The organism is Pseudohongiella nitratireducens (genome assembly GCF_001642735.1).
Lineage (GTDB): Bacteria > Pseudomonadota > Gammaproteobacteria > Pseudomonadales > Pseudohongiellaceae > Pseudohongiella > Pseudohongiella nitratireducens.
This window is the reverse complement of sequence record NZ_LWHM01000034.1, coordinates 16,614-34,315: the sequence shown is the minus strand read 5'-3', so window position 1 is coordinate 34,315 and position 17,702 is coordinate 16,614. Positions and strand designations below refer to the sequence as shown.

The following is a 17,702-nucleotide window of genomic DNA, read 5'->3' as shown; positions in this document are numbered from 1 at the left end:
GAAATGAAGACAATGGAGAATCCATGAAGATTCTGGTAGCGATCAAACGTGTGCTGGATGCGAACGTAAAAGTTCGGGTCAAGGCAGACAACAGCGGTGTGGATTTGACCAATGCCAAGATGGCAGTCAATCCGTTTTGTGAAATCGCGGTTGAAGAAGCCGTTCGCCTTAAGGAAAAGGGACAGGCAGACGAGATCGTCGTTGTCTCCATTGGCGAGAAAAGCTGTCAGGAACAGATTCGTACCTGTCTGGCTTTAGGTGCCGATCGTGGTATCCACGTAGAAACCGATACAGAGCTGCAGCCATTGGCCGTTGCCAAGCTGCTCAACAAGCTGGTTGAGAAAGAAGAAGCGGGTCTGGTGCTGCTGGGCAAGCAATCTATTGATTCGGACAACAACCAGGCTGGTCAGATGCTGGCGGCACTGAGCGGTATGCCTCAGGGCACGTTTGCCTGCAAACTGGAAATCGCCGATGGCAAAGCCAAGGTAACACGTGAAATTGACGGCGGTGAGCAGACAGTTGAGCTGAACCTGCCAGCTGTTGTGACAACAGACCTGCGTTTGAATGAGCCGCGCTATGCGTCACTGCCAAACATCATGAAGGCCAAGAAGAAGACCATCGACACACTGACACCTGATGAGCTGGGTGTTGATGTCAGTTCGGGTCTGAAAGTGCTGTCAGTCGAGCCACCTCCCGGACGTTCCGCCGGTATCAAGGTTGAGAGCGTGGACGAGTTGATCAGCAAACTGAAATCTGAAGCCAAAGTCATTTAAGGGGTAGTGCAATGAGTATTTTTGTAATCGCAGAACACGATAACGCTGCCCTGAAACCAGCCACACTGAGTGCGGTCACTGCCGCGGTTGCCGCTGGTGATGACGTTCAGGTGCTGGTTGCCGGTTCCGGCTGTGCAGCGGTAGCAGATCAGGCAGCCAAGGTAGCAGGTGTCTCTAAAGTGTTGCTGGCTGACAATGAAGCCTATGCAAACCAGTTGCCGGAAAACCTGGCAGAACTGATTGTGGAAGTTGCCGGTAGTGCATCTCACATCTTTGCTGCAGCCACAACGACGGGCAAAAACCTGATGCCACGCGTCGCTGCGCTGCTGGATGTATCGCAAATCTCTGACATCGTTGATGTGAAATCAGCCGATACCTTTGTTCGTCCGATTTACGCCGGTAACGCATTGGCGACTGTGCAATCCAGTGACAGTGTCAAAGTGGTCACCGTTCGTGCAACGGCATTCGACGAGGCCGCAGCTGAAGGTGGTTCTGCCTCGGTTGAAGCCATTGACGTGGTCAAGACACAGGATATCGCCAGCTTTGTCAGCGAAGAGCTGACCCAGTCTGAGCGTCCTGAGCTGACCGGTGCCAAAGTGGTGATTTCCGGTGGTCGTGGTATGCAGAACGGCGAGAACTTCGCGCTGCTGGAAAAAGTCGCTGACAAACTGGGTGCAGCCATCGGTGCATCGCGTGCAGCAGTTGACGCCGGCTTTGTGCCGAACGACATGCAGGTCGGTCAGACAGGCAAGATTGTCGCGCCTGAGTTGTATATTGCCGTCGGTATTTCTGGTGCGATTCAGCATCTGGCCGGTATGAAAGACAGTAAAGTGATCGTTGCCATCAACAAGGACGAAGAAGCGCCGATTTTCCAGGTGGCTGATTACGGACTGGTTGCTGACCTGTTTGAGGCTGTGCCGGAGCTGGCTGAAAAGCTGTGAAGTCCCTGACATCGGCACAGCATAGTGCCTGATATGAAAAACCCGCTGCCGGGGAACGGTTAGCGGGTTTTTTTTCGGCTACGAAACGACACAAGCGCTGGGCTTTATAGACCCATTTACAGACGACCACAGCCCACAAGGCGTCGTACGGCGGGCGGAAACTCAGCCTGACGGCTTCGGACAGTCCGCCCGCTTTTCGTACGACACCTTGCGGGCTAGGCGTGGTCTGATTGTCTGAAAATTGGGTCTATAAAGCCCAGCGCTTGTGTCTGTGGAGTAGTAAGCTTTGGGCGGGAGTAGTCCCGCCTCAGGTTTGTGAGGCGGGATCCGTTTGGTGGCTGAAGGAAGCGTTAGTCGCCGCTTTTTTCAGCTTCGGCTTTCTGGCGGGCTTCTTCAGCAAGTCGACGTCGTTTGATCTCGCGCGGATCATTCGGTGCACGGCCGCTGGGGCGTGGTTCAGACTTTTCTGCCGCTTCAGTTTTAGCGGGCGCAGGTGCTGATGCCGGCGCAGGGGCGGCGTCGGCTTTAGGTGTGTCGGCTTTCGGTGCGGCAGCTTCCGGTTTCGGGTCAGGCTTGCTGGCTGCCGCTGGCGCCTCTGGTTTTGCTGGTGCCGCCTGAGCCGCCTGGTCAGTCACTGCTGCCGCTTTTGGCTTAGCTTCGGATGCAGGTGCGGCGCTCTCAGTTGTAGCTGGTTTGTCCGCCTTGGCAGGTTTCCCGGCTTTGTCAGCTTTCTGAGGCTTATCCGTGGAATCAGCCTTGTCTGTGCTGTCTGCTTTCTTGGGTTTGTCAGCCTTTTTTCGGGCAGGCTTTTTCGCCTTCGCGGGCTTGGGTTTGTCTTCACCTTCGCTCGATCCAGTCTCTGCAGCGCTTGGCCGGGCCTCTGATTTTACTTCGGCTGTTGCGTCAGCAGAAGAGCCCTCAGATGGAGAAGAACTTTCAGCTGAAGAAGAGGCCTCAGTTGAAGAAGAGCCGTCAGTTGTGGCAGAAGAGCCTTCAGTCGGTGCAGCAGAGCCGTCAGCCGGTTTAGCTTTCGGTTTGCGCGTGCGCTTGGGCTTCCTTGGCTTGTTCTCGTCCTGGGCAGGCTCCTGGGCAGATTGCTGTTTGCTGCCGGCGTCTGTGGTGCCAGTCTCATTGTTAGCTGTCTCTGCTTTATTGGCCGTGTCAGGTTTGTCAGTTTGAGCGTCAGCGTTTTGCTGTTCACTGCCTTCTGTTGCCTGATCAGTTTCGGTTGCTTTGCCGCGTCCGCGGCGCGAACGGCCACCCCGACTGCGACGACGGCGAGGTTTCTCTTCACCGCTGTTGTCAGCACTGTTTTCAGTGGCGTTGTCGATAGCAGTCGTTTCCGATGTGTTCTCGGTATCCGTTGCTGCTTTGGTCACGGACTCATCGGAGGCTTTTGTTTCGCCCTGGCTCTTAACTGCAGCCGGAGCATCTTGCTGTACTGTTTGACTCGAGTCCTGAGTAGCGGCGGCGGTTTGTGCTTCCGGTTTGGCCGCTTCTGTGGCTACCTCGGCAGTCGCGGCTGTTGTTGTTGAGTCAGCATCGGTGCCATCCGGGTGAGGGCCGCGTGTGCGTTTAGTGGTGTTGCGAGGCTTGCGCTCATCTTTCGGACGGCGGTTATCCTGCGTGGCTTCATAACGATCATCGCCTTGCTTGCCACCACGACGGTTACGGCGACGGTTGCTGCGACCTTCGCTGTCTTTATTGTCGTTACTGTCTTTATCGTTCTGCTGATTGCGATCGTTGCTGCGATTATCGTTCTTGTCTGTATCGCGAGACTGATCATCTTTATTGTTGCGTTGACCAGCCTTGCCGCCGCGATTGCGGTTTTCACCGTCGTTGTCGCTGCGGTTATCTTTGTCCTTGCGATTACGGTTCTGGTTCTGGCGGTTGCGATTATTGCCTTCCCCGTTATTGCTGCGGTTACGGTTGCGGTTGCCCTGGCCCTGGCCCTGGCCGCTACGGCTTCTGTTGCCGCGATTGTTGTCCTGGCTGGATTCGTTTGACGCCTTTTCTTCTTCGCCGTCATTAGCAGCACCGGATGACAGGCCGAACAGTGACAGCAAAGAGCCCAGGAATCCTTTGCGAGGGGCAGCCTGGCGTGGCGCAGTTACACTTTCTGTTGCTCGTGCTGTTGGTGTAGGTGCTTGTGGCAGCCTGGGGGCCTGGACGGCAGCCTTGGGAATCTCCGTCGGCTTCTGCATGTCAGCAACCGTTTCCGGTGTCTGATCTTCAGTCTTGATTTCGTAGCTGGGCAGTGCCTGGCCGCCTTCCTGCTCAGTCAGGCTCTGGATCTCGTAGTGAGGTGTTTCCAGCGAGGGGTTCGGGATAATCAGCAGGCGTGTGCGGCTCTGCTGCTCGATTTCAGCCAGTGCATTACGTTTTTCGTTAAGCAGGTAAGCCGCCACTGACAGTGGCACCACGGCACGGATTTCCGTGCTGCGCTTCTTATTGGCTTCTTCCTGAAGTACGCGCAGGATGGACAGGCAAAGTGATTTTACATCCCGGATCGTACCCTGGCCGACACAGCGCGGGCAGACCACGGCGTTCGTTTCTTCCAGTGACGGACGCAGGCGCTGACGCGACATTTCCAGCAGGCCGAAACGTGAGATGCGACCGACCTGAACCCGGGCGCGATCCGCTTCCAGTGCCTGGCGCATGCGATTCTCAACTTCTTTCTGATTGCGCGTCGCTGACATGTCAATAAAGTCGATGACCACCAGGCCGCCCATGTCGCGAAGACGTAACTGGCGGGCAATTTCGTCGGCCGCTTCCAGGTTGGTGTTCAGCGCTGTTTCCTCGATGTCGGCACCACGGGTGGCGCGCGAGGAGTTGATGTCAATGGAAATCAGTGCTTCTGTTGGGTCGATGACGATGGAGCCACCGGAAGGCAGTTTCACTTCACGCTGGAAGGCTGACTCAATCTGGTTTTCAATCTGATAACGGTTGAACAGCGGCAGGGCGTCCTGGTACAGCTTGATGCGGTTTTCATAGTGCGGCATGACCTGTCGTACAAAGTTCAATGCCTCTTCATGGGCGTCGACAGTGTCAAACAGCACTTCACCAATATCCTGGCGCAGGTAGTCACGAATGCAGCGAATGATAACGTTGCTTTCCTGGTAAATCAGGAAAGGGGCTTTTTTCTTCTCGGAAGCCTCTGTGATGGAAGACCACAGTGACAACAAATAATCGAGGTCCCACTGCAGTTCTTCCTGGCTTTTGCCAACGCCTGCGGTGCGAACAATGATACCCATGCCCTCAGGGATGGTCAGCGAGTTGATGGCTTCACGGATTTCCGAGCGCTCATCGCCCTCAATACGGCGGGAAATACCGCCGGCACGAGGGTTGTTGGGCATCAGTACCAGGTAACGGCCAGCCAGGCTGATAAAGGTCGTCAGAGCGGCGCCTTTGTTGCCGCGCTCTTCCTTTTCGACCTGAATGATGACCTCAGTGCCTTCAGCCACGAGCTCTTTGATACTGCGGCCACCGTCAGATGATTTCTTGAGGTACTCCGGGGCGATTTCTTTCAGGGGCAGGAAGCCATGGCGCTCGGCGCCGAAATCAACAAAAGCCGCTTCCAGGCTGGGTTCAACGCGGGTTACGCGACCCTTGAAGATACTGGCTTTTTTCTGGACCCGGGTACGATTTTCGATATCGAGGTCATACAATTTCTGGCCATCGACCAGCGCTACGCGCAACTCTTCTTCCTGAGTTGCATTGATTAGCATTCGCTTCATAGTTTATTCGCTTCTCTGTCACTGGGATCAGAAATAAAGCAGGTGCAGAAAGGCGGAGCAACAAAGTGCTATGGTGGTACCGGGGCAGGACGAACAGGTGGATATGGGACTTGTGGAGGGAGTGGCCAAAGGTGATTGCTGACCTTGATTTCCCGTTTCTACTTTTCGCTTATGATATTAATATCAATACGTTACAGTAAATATAAAGGCTGGGTACTCTTCCCGCCATCAGTCCGTATTCCTACTACCTAGCAGACGGTCCCCGCAGGTCAGTTATCTTGCCGTCTGTGTTCGCGGCAGGCAGGGCTGACATTGGCTACGGAGTGATTTGCGGTTTCGGCGCCTTATGGCAAGGAGTATGTTTCCTGCTGTCAGGGGCGGATCGGGCAAATCTTGTCGTCTTGCTGCATGGCTGCCGGTAAGGCAGTCATGTCTTAAATTCGTTTTCCTGCCGGGGCCAAACCCACGGCGGCTGGTATGTGTGACTATCGGCTGGCATTGCGCAACTAATTTCGTAAATAATCTCGCAAATGTCAGGTTACTTTCATACCAGCAGGCAGAGTCAATGTCACTGTCTGAGACTTTGTTGTCGCTTTCCGGACCTGCATGCCGACGGCGTCGGCGGGCTGATCCTGCATTGTTATTTGGGGCATCCTGGCTGTATCAGCCTGGGAGTCCCCTCTCTTTGATCAATCTTTAATCAATCTTCTGTACTAATCTTGTTGTCGGGGCGCCGGCGTCAGGTGGCCGAACTGACAGCAGTGTTTGATGCTGTCGTGACCCTGGAATTTAAATATCTTTATACCATTGTCTTGCTGCTAAATTTAGACCTGACAAGCAGCTACGCGACTATATCAGCATGAATGACAGTAATCAATGAATTCATTGTGACAGCTTGCGACTGTCCGCATAGTTAATGCTGGTCTGTCGCGAGCAGGTAATTGCTGTGTCACTGTGTTTGTCTTCGGGCAACGGCTCGACTAGAATCCTGCCATGCTTCCCTTCGCCTACAGTCGTCATTCTCACAGTGAGTTCAGTGCATCTGGCCAGGCCGGTATTAATGGCTCGGATAACAGCCAGGGAAATCTGCTGACAGCCACAGTGCTTGATAGCGTGCTTGATAGAGAGTCGGCAGCTGTCGTTCGTTATTGCACCGATCAGGGGTGGGGCAGTCCCCAATGGCAGGTGGAGAAGTCGGCAGACTGGCGCAGCGGATTTTCTGATCGCCTGGACGAACCGGAAGGCGATGAAGAAAGCCGTGCTAACCAGAACCCAGTCGACCACAATTCAGTCGACCACAATTCAGTCGACCACAATCCAGACGACCAGAACCCAGGCAAACAGCGCCCTGGTGAAAATATCCTGGCAGGAAAACCCGTGTGGGTGCCACCGGTGAGCAGCGATATTGTCATTTATTCCTTGCAGCGCATGTTCAATTCAGCCCGGGACCTGGACCTGACCCTGGCCTGGATGCGAGACAGGGACATGACATTGCATGTGGTTGCCCTGAACGCCGAGATCAGTCAGACCCGCACCTTTACCCGGACCAAAGTGGATTTCGATTATATACTCAGGGAAATGCTGGCGCTGGAAGTGCGCCGTGGTGCCGAGCGGATGAAGCGGGTCAAGCAGAAACAGCGGCAAAAAGGCCGTTTTCTGGGTGGCAGCAAACCTTTTGGCTACATGGTGCATAGCAACGGAAAACTGATTGAAAACCCGTTAGAGCAGAAGGTCTTGCGGCAGATTCACCAATTGCGCCAACGCGGCTACTCCCTGCGCGATATCGCACGTCAGGTCAGTACCCCGGTGGCACCTGTCAGTTTCAAAACCGTCCAGCGCATCCTGAAGCGTTCCGGGGAGTCGAATGTATAGGCCGTTAACGCTGTTCGTGGGACTGCGCTTTGTCAGAGCGCGCAAGAAAAGCCATCTGCTGTCCTTTGTGTCGGTCATTTCCATGTTGGGTATTGCCCTGGGGGTACTGGCCTTGATCGCCGTACTGTCGGTGATTAATGCCTCCACCAGTACGATGCGGGACGAGACGCTGAAAGCGGTACCTCATGCCAGTATTCATTGGCCAGATAACGGATTGAGCTGGCAGGAAGGCAGTGCCGGTCTGGAAAATGCTGACGGTATTACTGCAGTGGCGCCCTTCATTGAAGGAGAGTCCTGGCTGCGCTTTGACGGGCAAGGCCAGTTCGCCGCCGTGCGAGGGGTGTCAGCGCTGGATGAGCCCGATGTTCAGCCTGAACCCAACCCGCACCTCAACAGCTTGCTGGAGCGTCTGGCGATTCAGACCGATGGCATCATCCTGGGTAGCCGGCTCGCTTCGCGCCTCGGTATCTTCAATGATGAACAGCTGTCAGTCACCCCGTTGTCTGACCTGCTGGCAGGGCAGCTAAATGGAGCCCGCAGCTTCCAGGTGCTGGGTATTGCTGATTTTGGTTTCTATGACAGCGGTTCCACTGCACTGGTCAATCTGGATGCCGCACGGGAACTTTATGGTGAGCAGCAATCGCCGTTACAGCTTCGGTTCAGAGTCGATGATGTCTTCAGTGCTGAAGCCATTTCCCGGCGAGCACTGTCATCGTTGCCGCCAGCCAACTACCAGCTAGACAGCTGGGAACAAAGTCGCCGTAACCTGTTCGATGCCTTGCGCCTGGAAAAAATCATGACCGGGTTTATGTTGCTGATGATTGTCATCATCGGCGCTGTGAATATCGTTGCCACACTGGTTATGACGGTTGCCGACAAACAGGCCGATATTGCCATTCTCAGAACCATGGGAGCCAGCCGCCGGGCCATCATGTCGGTGTTTATGGTGCAAGGGCTGGCGGCCGGAATCATGGGGACGGTGCTGGGGGTGGTTGGTGGCGTTGTTCTTAGCCAGTACCTGGGTGATCTGACGCGCTGGTTCGAAGGCTGGTTGAACAATTTGCTCGCCCCCGGAGAGGTTTATATGATTGCCCACCTCAATGCCGAATTAAACTGGTCCGATGTCGGCGTCATCGCACTTTGCTCGGTGCTGATCAGCTTACTGGCGACGATTTATCCGGCATGGCGTGCTTCGCGCGTGCAACCAGCTGATGTGCTGCGTTATGAATAGGCGGCAACACGGGCAATACACTTGCAACAACAGGAAAACCAGATATGAGTCATAACGTTGATGCCGGGCAGGCACCGGTTATTGCCTGCTGCCACTTGCGCAAATCCTATACGCAAGGGCCGCAGGAAGTTGATGTGCTGACCGATATTAACCTGTCCGTCTCGGCCGGGGAGTGTGTTGCCATTGTTGGTGCCTCGGGTTCAGGCAAGACCACCTTGCTGAATATGCTGGGCGGCCTGGATCAGCCCAGTGGCGGTGAAGTGCATGTTGCCGGCAAAGTGCTCGGTCAACTCAAGGAAGCTGAACTGGGCCAGTTACGTAACCGGGAACTTGGGTTTGTCTATCAGTTTCACCATCTGCTGGGTGAGTTTACTGCGTTGGAAAATGTGGCGATGCCCTTACTGATCCGTGGTTGCAGCACAGAAGATGCCCGTGCCCAGGCTAAAAAGTTGCTTGAGCAAACCGGGCTGGGTCACCGTCTTGAACATAAACCATCAGAGCTGTCCGGGGGTGAGCGTCAGCGTGTTGCTATTGCCCGTGCACTGGTCGGGGAACCTCGTTGTGTGTTGATGGACGAGCCGACCGGCAACCTGGATCGGCGCACGGCAGAGAGTATTCATGGCCTGATGCGTGAATTGAATGAGCGCCTGCAAACCAGCTTTGTGGTGGTGACCCATGATGATCACCTGGCCTCAATACAGGATCGGCAGTACATGCTGGTCGGCGGTCGATTGACGGAAAAATCACCGGATGATGCGTTGGCGGAGCGGGGCTGATCAGATGACGCAATCGACCGCAACACGAGGGTTGTCCTGGCGTATTGCCCGGCGCTACGTCAGTGTCGGGCGCCGTAGCCAACTCGTTGGCTTTATGTCGATGCTGACCATGATCGGGCTGTCACTCAGCGTTGCGATTCTGATCACAGTGCTTTCGGTCATGAATGGCTTTGACAAGGAAGTTCGGGAGAACGTGCTCGGCGTTCTGCCACACGCGGCGGTCAGTACTCCCGAGGCGACTTCTGCTGAGCAGTGGCAGGCAGTTGATCAGGCGTTACTGGCCTTGCCCAGCGTTATCGCCACCTCACCGGTGTTGCAGACCAACGGAGTGGCAGCGGCCGGTGAGGTCAGCCGAGGCATCCAGGTCAATGGCATCGACCCGGAGCGCGAGCAGCAAATGTCACGGCTGGCTGATTTTATGGTGACCGGTTCCATGTCCGCCCTCTCCGATAGCCGCTTTAATATCGTGCTTGGCCAATCTCTGGCTAATCAGCTCAATGTCGGCATGGGGGATCTGGTTACCCTGTATTCGCTGGATGTGTCTATCAATCCCGTGGCTCCGTTACCCGTGCAACGCCGTTTCAAAGTCGGTGGTATTTACCGGGTGGGTACGCAGGAACTGGATGAGCGCATGGTGCTGATTGCTTTGCCGGATGCGCAGGCGCTGTATCGCGAGCCGGGCCGTTACAATGGTTTGCGGCTGCGCACAGATGATCTGCTGGCAGTATCACGATGGCGTCCACAGGTCGCTGAACAATTGCCGGGCGGCTATTTTCTCGATACCTGGACGCAATGGTTTGGCGCTATTTATGACAATATCCGTCTTTCGCGCAGCGTGGTGGGTTTTTTGCTTTGGCTGCTGGTAGCCGTGGCTGCGTTTAACCTGGTGGTCAGCCTGGTCATGATTGTCAGGGATAAGCATGCCGATATCGCTATCCTGCGCACCATGGGTGCCGGTCCCGGGTTGATTGCGCGTATTTTTGTCTGGCAGGGCTGCCTGATTGGTCTGTTTGGCACCTTGCTGGGAATGCTGGCGGGGGTGCTGCTGTCACTGACTGTCAGTGACCTGTTTCAGTGGATTGAAGGGCTGACCGGCAGTCAATTACTCAGTGCAGATGTTTATCCCATCGACTTTCTCCCCTCTGAGCTGCGCTGGCAAGACATGCTGATGGTCAGTGGCGGTGTCATAGTACTTTGCCTGCTTGCCAGCCTTTATCCTGCCCGTCGCGCTGCCGGGGTGCATGCCGCCGAGGCCTTGCGGCACGACTAATTCCGTCACCGCTAATTTCGTCACGACTAGTGGAGCATGCGGGCGTGTGTAATGTCACAGAACTTTGGGCACAGCCCATCAGCTCTCTGCTATACCTTTAGTGATGAGTCAGTTTGCCCTGGCGTTTCGGCGGGAACGCTTAAGGAGTCGGGCAAGGGAACGGGTGAAAAGCAACGAGTAAAAGGGTGGCAGGGCCATGCGTCTGGTTATGCTGTTACTCAGTGTCTGTCTGGGTATGGCACTGGTCGCATTGTGGCGGGACATTCCTGATACAGTGGCTGCACTGGCTCTGCCTGGTGTCATCTTTGCCATTTGCCTCACCATCGCCAGTGGCGCTTTGCTGAGCGTGAAATGGCGCTGGCTGGCGCTGCTTTTCGCCATGCTGGCCGGTCATTGCTGGGCGCTGGACTGGGCCGCAGGTGTGTTGGCGCAACGTTTACCCGATGCCTGGGTTCGCCAGGATATCTGGGTGCGCGGGCAAGTGAGTTCGCTGATTGAACCAGCCTTGCGTGGCCAGCGATTTACGCTGAAAGTGGATCGGGCCTGTTTACGACTGCTGCCGGAAAACTGTGACTGGCAGTCAGCACAGTTTTCCGGCACAACCATCGAGCTGCGTGACTACAGCATGCTGGCGATATTGCCCGGAGAACGCTGGCGATTACGTGTCCGGCTCCGGCCTGTGCACGGGCAGGCCAACCCTGGTGGTTTTGATCTGGAACAACGACGGTTTGCCCGGGGTATTACCACCCAGGGCTATGTCCGGGATACCGGTTTCAATCAGCCGGTTGAGTATGCATCAGGTCTGCTGGATGACAGCGCTTCCCGGCTTCTGCGCTGGCGAGTGGGTATCGCAGACCGTTTGCGGCAGGGCGAAAAACGACAACACACAGACATTTTAACCGCCTTGATCATTGGTTCGGATCATGGCTTAAGCGATGCAACCTGGGATTTACTGGCCCACACCGGCACCACACATTTGCTGGTGGTATCGGGCTTGCATATTGGTCTGATTGCAACTTTCAGTTACCTGCTGTGCCGACTGATACTTCGCTTTATCCCTTATTGCTGGCCCCGTCTGCTTTTCTGGCAACCCGCTCAGCGACTGGCTGCTATTGGGGCAATATTTTCGGCGTTGTTCTACAGCATGCTGGCCGGCTTTTCATTGCCTACGCAACGGGCTGTGGTGATGATACTGGTTTTATTACTCGGGCGCAGTAGCCGGTATCGCTTGCGTAGTTCGCAATCGCTGGTACTGGCAGCAACGCTGGTGCTGATGCTGAATCCGCTGGCGATATGGCAGGCAGGGTTCTGGATGTCATTTGTGGCCGTCGCTGGCCTGTTGCTGGCAATGACCGGTTATCACCGCCGCAACCCGCGCTGGCAGGGGCTGCGTATTGCCTGTGTGCAGTGGCGCTGTTGGGTATCCTACTGCAGCTGGTACCTGTTGCGGCCGCAGATGGTGGTCAGCATTGCTTTGCTGGTGCCGCTGTTGGCGGGGCCGGGCGCTTTTTCAGTGATATCGCCACTGAGCAACCTGGTCGCCGTTCCGTTAATGGGGTTTTTGATTGTCCCCATGGCATTAACGGGGGCTGCACTGGGTACCATTTCGTCTGTGCTGGGAGCAGCATGCTGGTTTGTTGCCGACCTGGGTATAGAGCTGTTGCTGGGATGGCTGACATGGATGGCATCCACGGCTTCTTCCCTGGGAGAAGTGGGGCAGGGTGGATATCGTGCATCCCTTGGAGTCGTAGCCTGGATGCTGGCTGCGATAGGCAGTCTGGCGCTTCTGCTACCCCGGGGCATGTTGCCACGACTGCCGGCGACATTATTGTTTTTCCCCTTAATCTGGCCCGCTCCACCCCGTTCTGGACTGAATGCCGGCGAGGTTGCCGTGACGGTGATTGATGTCGGACAAGGATTGTCCGTACTGTTGCGAACAGCTCAGCATCAGGTGCTGTTCGATACCGGACCGCCGCGGGGAGAGGGACAGCGTGCTGCGCTGGGTATTTTGCCGGTACTGGCAAGGCATGGTGTCGATCGCCTGGATGCCGTCATTGTCAGCCATTGGCACGACGATCATGCTGGCGCCATACCGGGGCTGCTGGCGCAATTGCCGATAGATACGGTGCATTTCGGTGGGCAGTTGCCAGCGCAATACGGAGAACCCCGGCACTGGTTACCCTGCCAGGGCGGGTCCGGCTGGCGCTTTGATAGTGTCACCTTTGAATTTCTGCACCCATCACCTTCCCAATCTGGTCAGGAGCGGATCAGTGGCAAGGTGAATAATACTTCTTGTGTGCTGCGGGTCAGTAACGGGCGAGAGTCACTGTTGCTGACGGGTGACATAGAAGCCGCAGTGGAACATCATCTGTTGTCCCAGTCACCCCAAAGGCTTAACGCCACCTGGCTGGTCGCGCCCCATCATGGCAGCAATACTTCTTCAACAGGACAGTTTCTGGATGCGGTGGATCCGCAATGCATGCTGATATCGGCTGGCGCTTACAATCGCTTTAACCATCCTCATCCAGATGTCATACAAAGAACGCAGGGGCGCGGTATCTGTTTGATGAATACGGCTGAATCCGGTGCGTTACAGTACCTTATGTCAGCCACTGGCGCTGAGGGCGGTAATAAAGCCCAAAAACAGCACCTGTGGCGGGAGTATCGGCAACAGCAGGCGCGTTTCTGGCGAGCGCCACCATTGCCTTGAATGCAGCTCTGAATGCATGCCGGACAGGCTGTTGCAGCTTATACCTTGGGGGGTGGTTATGTTAAAGTAAGCCCCGAATCCGCGGGAGGCTCACGTTGTGGTAGAAATAGTTCTGGCTGGTGGCTGGTTGATGCTGCCAATTATCATTTGTTCGATTGTCGCAATCGCCATTGTCATTGAGCGATTCTGGTCTCTTAACCAGCGCAGGATTGCACCTAAAGCCACCGTGGGGCAGGTTTGGACCTGGATAAAAAACAGTGAGCTGGATGCCGCCAAACTACGTGAGTTGCGTTTGGCCTCACCATTAGGTCAGGTGCTGGCCGCTGGCTTGCTCAATGCCCGCCAGGGACGTCAGGCCATGTCAGATGCCATCGAGCAGAATGCCGCGGTTGTTATTCATGATCTTGAACGTTATCTCAGTACATTAGGCACTATTGCAGCCATCACGCCGTTACTGGGCCTGCTCGGTACGGTTATTGGCATGATCCGGGTATTTACCGAGATCATGATTCAAGGTACGGGCAATGCCAATGCGCTGGCCGGAGGCATCTCCGAGGCACTGATCACCACCGCTGCCGGCCTGACCGTAGCGATTCCGTCTTATGCATTCCACCGGTATTTTGTCCGCACGGTTGATTCACTGGTTCTGACTCTGGAACAGGAATCCGCCAAACTGGTAGAAGCGCTGTTCAGTGACCGGCGCGTTGAATGGCAGGATATTGCTGTCAGCACTTCACGCACTGATGCTGCTGAAGATAACCAGCCCGCCGGAAAAGAAGCCGCGCCCGGCAAAAAAGCAGATCACAGGACTGGCAAAGATGATAGTGCTGCCAAAGATAGCAGTGTCGCCAACGAGAAAAGGGTCGCCAACGATAAAAGTGTCGCCAGCGATGACACTGTTGCCAACGATAAAAGTGATGATCTGACTGACACACGGGCGGAAGCGACATCGTGAAATTTCCCCGGCGTACCCTTGAGGATCCGGCTATCAATCTGACGCCATTGATTGATGTCGTTTTCCTACTGCTGATCTTTTTTATGGTGACAACGACTTTTACCCGGGAAACCCGGCTGGCGGTAGATTTGCCCGAAGCAGAAGCGGGTCAGGCTGAACAGGTAAACCAGCCTTTGGAAGTGCTGGTCAGCGAAAATGGCAGTTTCAGTATCAATAATGAGCGGCTGATGGATAACGATAGTGCTTCGTTGCGACTGGCACTCCTCAATGCGGCTGAACAGGATACGTCACGGGCAGTGTTGTTGATTGCTGATGCCGAGGCCACACATCAGAGTGTTGTGACCGCAATGGATGCGATCGGCCAGGCCGGTTTTTCCCAGTTGAGTATTGCCACGCGTCAGCCAGTGGATAGCGATACCGAAGCAGCATCAGGTGATGCGTTATGAGCCAACCTAAAGAAGATCCCGTTGTGGACCCTGCTGACGCAAATGCAGCACCGGCTTCTGCCAGTGAGATGACCGCGACCCAGATCTACAAACGATTGCTGGGTTATGTGCGTCCCTTTGTGCCGGCGTTTGTGGTCAGTATGCTGGGCTACCTGATTTTCGCCGTGACGACACCGGCAACGGCAGCCTGGCTGGGTTGGACCATCGATCAGATTGAAGCGCAAAACGACGCCGCGCGCATCCTGGCACCATTGCTGTGTGTATTGATTGTGCTGGCCAGGGGTGTGGGCGGTTTTATGGGCCATTATGCTCTGGAATATGTGGCCAACCACGTGGTACACAGACTGCGTTGTCAGGTGCTTGACCAGTTAATGAGTGTGCCGCTGGGTTATTACGATCAAAGCAGCATGGGGCGGCTGGTATCCAAGGTCACTTATGACGTGCTGCAAATCAAAGGAGCGGCTACCAATGCGGTGACAGTGGTGTTGCGCGAAGGCATGACTGTGATTGGACTGCTGGGCTGGTTGTTCTGGGTTAACTGGCGCCTTAGCATGGTGTTTTTACTGGTTGCGCCCTGCATGGCATTTATCGTGCATCTGGCGACCAAACGTTACCGCCGCTACAGCAAGCAGATGCAGGATTCGATGGGCGATGTTACCCAACTGGCCAATGAAACCATCAAAGGCCAGCGTGTGATCCGTACCTTCAATGCCACGGATTTTGTTTCCGGTCGCTTCAGTGATTCCAGTGAGCGCAACCGCCGACAGAACATGAAAATGGTAGCTACGCAGGCAACAGCCACACCACTGATTCAGATCATCGTCAGCGTTGCCATGGCGATCCTTATCTGGCTGGCGCTGGGGCCAGAGTTCCTGGGTAATGCCTCGGCAGGTGACGTGGTGACGTTCCTGACACTGGCCGGGATGCTAAGCAAACCGTTGCGCCAGTTATCCGGCGTCAATGCGATTATTCAACGTGGTATTTCAGCGTCATACAGTATCTTCGAATTACTTGATGCGGAGCAGGAAAAGAATCTGGGGCAGCATCGCGCGGATCGTGTCCAAGGTAACCTGGTACTGAGCGATGTGTCGTTTGCCTATGACCCTGAGTCACCGGTATTGCAGACGATTAATCTCGATGTCAAAGCGGGGACCACGCTGGCGCTGGTGGGGCGCTCGGGAAGTGGCAAGTCCACATTAGTCAACCTGCTGCCACGATTCTACGATATTACCGCTGGCAATATTACACTGGATGCAGTGGAACTGTCGGAGTACGAACTGGGCAATTTGCGTGAGCAGATTGCAATCGTCAGTCAGGACGTGGTGCTCTTCGAAGGTTCCGTGGCAGATAATATTGCCTATGGTATTGCTGATAAGGTCAGCCATGAGCAGATTCTGGAGGCGGCCAAAAACGCGCATGCAGATGAGTTTATTCAATCGCTGCCCCAGGGCTATGATTCGCCGGTCGGTGACGGTGGCAGCCTGCTGTCCGGTGGTCAGCGGCAGCGCCTGGCCATTGCCCGTGCCTTTCTCAAGGATGCGCCGGTACTGATTCTGGATGAGGCGACATCAGCGCTGGACACGGAATCCGAGCAGCATATCCAGCAGGCGCTGAATCAGTTGATGCGAGGGCGTACTACTTTCGTGATTGCTCACCGGTTGTCGACGATTGAAAATGCCGATGAAATTGTCGTCATGGATCAGGGCAGGGTTGTCGAGCAGGGCAGTCACAAGGCGTTGCTGGAAAAGGATGCTCATTACGCCCGCCTGCACCGGATGCAGTTTAATGATGGCGATGGGGTTTTGTTTGCTGAGGACGCTCGACCGGCTGAGGGCTCTCAACCAGCTGAAGGCTCTCAATCCGCTGAGGGCTCTCAATCCGCTGAGGGCTCTGAACCAGAAGGCTCTCGACCTGCTAAAGGCTCTGATGATGCCGTCACTTCCTGAGGACTGGTATCGCGGGGCTGCCTGGTTGCAGCTGCTGCGGCCCTTGTCTGCGCTTTATCAATGGCTGGCTGCCAGGCGTCGCCTCAGGCATTCGGCGCAGCAACATGCTGGCAGCAAACCGGTCATTGTGGTGGGAAATATTACGGTGGGTGGTACCGGGAAAACCCCCGTGGTGATTGCGCTGGCAAAGTGGCTGGAAGCCAGAGGGTTCCGCGTGGCCGTGCTCAGCAGAGGATATGGTGCCAGCCCGCCGACACTGCCGTATTTAGTAGAAGCCGACTGTGGGCCAGAGCAATGCGGTGATGAAATTGCCATGATGCGCCGGCATTTATCGGGGGTGATCATGATTGACCCGGATCGGCGTCGCGCCCTGGATGCACTGGAGCTGCGGGATGATTGTGATATCGTCGTCAGTGATGATGGTTTACAACATTACCGGTTGCGCAGAGACATCGAATGGGTGGTGATTGATGGCGCCAGAGGACTGGGTAACGGCTATTGCCTGCCTGCCGGTCCATTGCGGGAACCGGTCGAGCGTTTACTGGATGCCGATCAGATTCTGGTCAACGGCAACTGGCAGGCTGACCGCACGCAACAGGAGTCGGGACTGGGCCAGGTCACAGAAAAAATAACGCACTTTGAATTACAGCCAGGCGATTGGGTCAATGTTAAAAATGGCGAGCGCCTTGACCTGGAAACGGGGGTGAAACGTTTTACCGAACAAAGCGCCTCTGGCGATGGTATTCAGGCTATTGCCGGAATAGGCAACCCGCAACGTTTTTTCAATACGCTGAACAGCCTGGAGTTGTCGGTTGAGACACGGGCGTTTTCGGACCACTATCCATACCAGGCAGAAGACCTGTCGACCTGGCAACAGCAGACGTTGCTGATGACAGAGAAAGACGCGGTGAAATGTCAGGCCTTTGCCGGGGATGAGTGGTGGTATTTACATGTGGTCGCCAGTGTTCCTGAAACGGTACAGGAAACATTACTGGCACAGCTGAACATCTTGCTGGCGGATTCGAAAAACGGCCAGGCATAATAC

Annotated in this window: 11 protein-coding genes and 1 pseudogene; 11 read left to right on the top strand and 1 reads right to left on the bottom strand. The window is 55.3% G+C overall.

Going from position 1 to position 17,702, the window contains the following annotated elements:
* The first annotated feature begins 23 nt into the window (after nucleotides 1-23).
* Together PSCS_RS14160 and PSCS_RS14155 are read left to right on the top strand one after the other, a co-directional pair.
* Nucleotides 24-773, top strand: a complete 750-nt coding sequence (locus PSCS_RS14160) for an electron transfer flavoprotein subunit beta/FixA family protein (RefSeq protein ID WP_068812853.1) — start codon at nucleotides 24-26, stop codon at nucleotides 771-773.
* 11 nt (nucleotides 774-784) lie between these two features.
* On the top strand, nucleotides 785-1,714 hold the full coding sequence (locus tag PSCS_RS14155) for an electron transfer flavoprotein subunit alpha/FixB family protein (protein ID WP_068812851.1): 930 nt from the start codon (nucleotides 785-787) through the stop codon (nucleotides 1,712-1,714).
* Between the two features lie 350 nt (nucleotides 1,715-2,064).
* On the opposite strand, the gene PSCS_RS14150 is transcribed toward PSCS_RS14155, so the two are convergent.
* Nucleotides 2,065-5,451, bottom strand: coding sequence for an Rne/Rng family ribonuclease (locus tag PSCS_RS14150; protein ID WP_068812849.1), 3,387 nt, complete (start codon nucleotides 5,449-5,451; stop codon nucleotides 2,065-2,067).
* 993 nt (nucleotides 5,452-6,444) lie between these two features.
* Here PSCS_RS14150 and PSCS_RS14145 point away from each other — a divergent pair.
* The 9 genes and pseudogenes from PSCS_RS14145 (at nucleotide 6,445) to lpxK (ending at nucleotide 17,699) form a co-directional block, all read left to right on the top strand.
* Nucleotides 6,445-7,323, top strand: coding sequence for a serine integrase family protein (locus PSCS_RS14145; RefSeq protein ID WP_068812848.1), 879 nt, complete (start codon nucleotides 6,445-6,447; stop codon nucleotides 7,321-7,323).
* A complete protein-coding gene (locus PSCS_RS14140) occupies nucleotides 7,316-8,554 on the top strand; it encodes an FtsX-like permease family protein (RefSeq protein ID WP_068812846.1) in 1,239 nt (412 codons plus the stop codon). Before PSCS_RS14145 ends, PSCS_RS14140 begins: the two co-directional genes overlap by 8 nt.
* Nucleotides 8,555-8,598: 44 nt before the next feature.
* Nucleotides 8,599-9,330: a lipoprotein-releasing ABC transporter ATP-binding protein LolD gene (gene lolD, locus PSCS_RS14135; RefSeq protein ID WP_068812845.1), complete on the top strand. Its 732-nt coding sequence runs from the start codon at nucleotides 8,599-8,601 to the stop codon at nucleotides 9,328-9,330.
* Nucleotides 9,331-9,334: 4 nt separating this feature from the next.
* Entirely contained in the window at nucleotides 9,335-10,600 is a 1,266-nt protein-coding gene (locus tag PSCS_RS14130; protein ID WP_068813244.1) for a lipoprotein-releasing ABC transporter permease subunit, read from the top strand.
* Nucleotides 10,601-10,796: 196 nt separating this feature from the next.
* Nucleotides 10,797-13,310, top strand: a complete 2,514-nt coding sequence (locus PSCS_RS14125; RefSeq protein ID WP_068812843.1) for a DNA internalization-related competence protein ComEC/Rec2 — start codon at nucleotides 10,797-10,799, stop codon at nucleotides 13,308-13,310.
* Between the two features lie 97 nt (nucleotides 13,311-13,407).
* Nucleotides 13,408-14,019: pseudogene (locus PSCS_RS14120) on the top strand (MotA/TolQ/ExbB proton channel family protein); the annotation flags it as partial.
* Between the two features lie 242 nt (nucleotides 14,020-14,261).
* Nucleotides 14,262-14,711: an ExbD/TolR family protein gene (locus tag PSCS_RS14115; RefSeq protein WP_068812839.1), complete on the top strand. Its 450-nt coding sequence runs from the start codon at nucleotides 14,262-14,264 to the stop codon at nucleotides 14,709-14,711.
* Nucleotides 14,708-16,657 carry a lipid A export permease/ATP-binding protein MsbA gene (gene msbA, locus PSCS_RS14110; RefSeq protein ID WP_068812837.1) on the top strand — a complete coding sequence of 650 codons (1,950 nt, stop codon included), beginning with the start codon at nucleotides 14,708-14,710 and terminating at the stop codon, nucleotides 16,655-16,657. Before PSCS_RS14115 ends, msbA begins: the two co-directional genes overlap by 4 nt.
* On the top strand, nucleotides 16,641-17,699 hold the full coding sequence (lpxK, locus tag PSCS_RS14105; RefSeq protein ID WP_397387573.1) for a tetraacyldisaccharide 4'-kinase: 1,059 nt from the start codon (nucleotides 16,641-16,643) through the stop codon (nucleotides 17,697-17,699). Before msbA ends, lpxK begins: the two co-directional genes overlap by 17 nt.
* Nucleotides 17,700-17,702: the final 3 nt, after the last annotated feature.

Coding starts and splice junctions, on each gene's coding strand:
- PSCS_RS14160 (WP_068812853.1), top strand. CDS start 24: ATGAAGATTCTGGTAGCGATCAAACGTGTGCTGGATGCGAACGTAAAA.
- PSCS_RS14155 (WP_068812851.1), top strand. CDS start 785: ATGAGTATTTTTGTAATCGCAGAACACGATAACGCTGCCCTGAAACCA.
- PSCS_RS14150 (WP_068812849.1), bottom strand. CDS start 5,451: ATGAAGCGAATGCTAATCAATGCAACTCAGGAAGAAGAGTTGCGCGTA.
- PSCS_RS14145 (WP_068812848.1), top strand. CDS start 6,445: ATGCTTCCCTTCGCCTACAGTCGTCATTCTCACAGTGAGTTCAGTGCA.
- PSCS_RS14140 (WP_068812846.1), top strand. CDS start 7,316: ATGTATAGGCCGTTAACGCTGTTCGTGGGACTGCGCTTTGTCAGAGCG.
- lolD (WP_068812845.1), top strand. CDS start 8,599: ATGAGTCATAACGTTGATGCCGGGCAGGCACCGGTTATTGCCTGCTGC.
- PSCS_RS14130 (WP_068813244.1), top strand. CDS start 9,335: ATGACGCAATCGACCGCAACACGAGGGTTGTCCTGGCGTATTGCCCGG.
- PSCS_RS14125 (WP_068812843.1), top strand. CDS start 10,797: ATGCGTCTGGTTATGCTGTTACTCAGTGTCTGTCTGGGTATGGCACTG.
- msbA (WP_068812837.1), top strand. CDS start 14,708: ATGAGCCAACCTAAAGAAGATCCCGTTGTGGACCCTGCTGACGCAAAT.
- lpxK (WP_397387573.1), top strand. CDS start 16,641: ATGCCGTCACTTCCTGAGGACTGGTATCGCGGGGCTGCCTGGTTGCAG.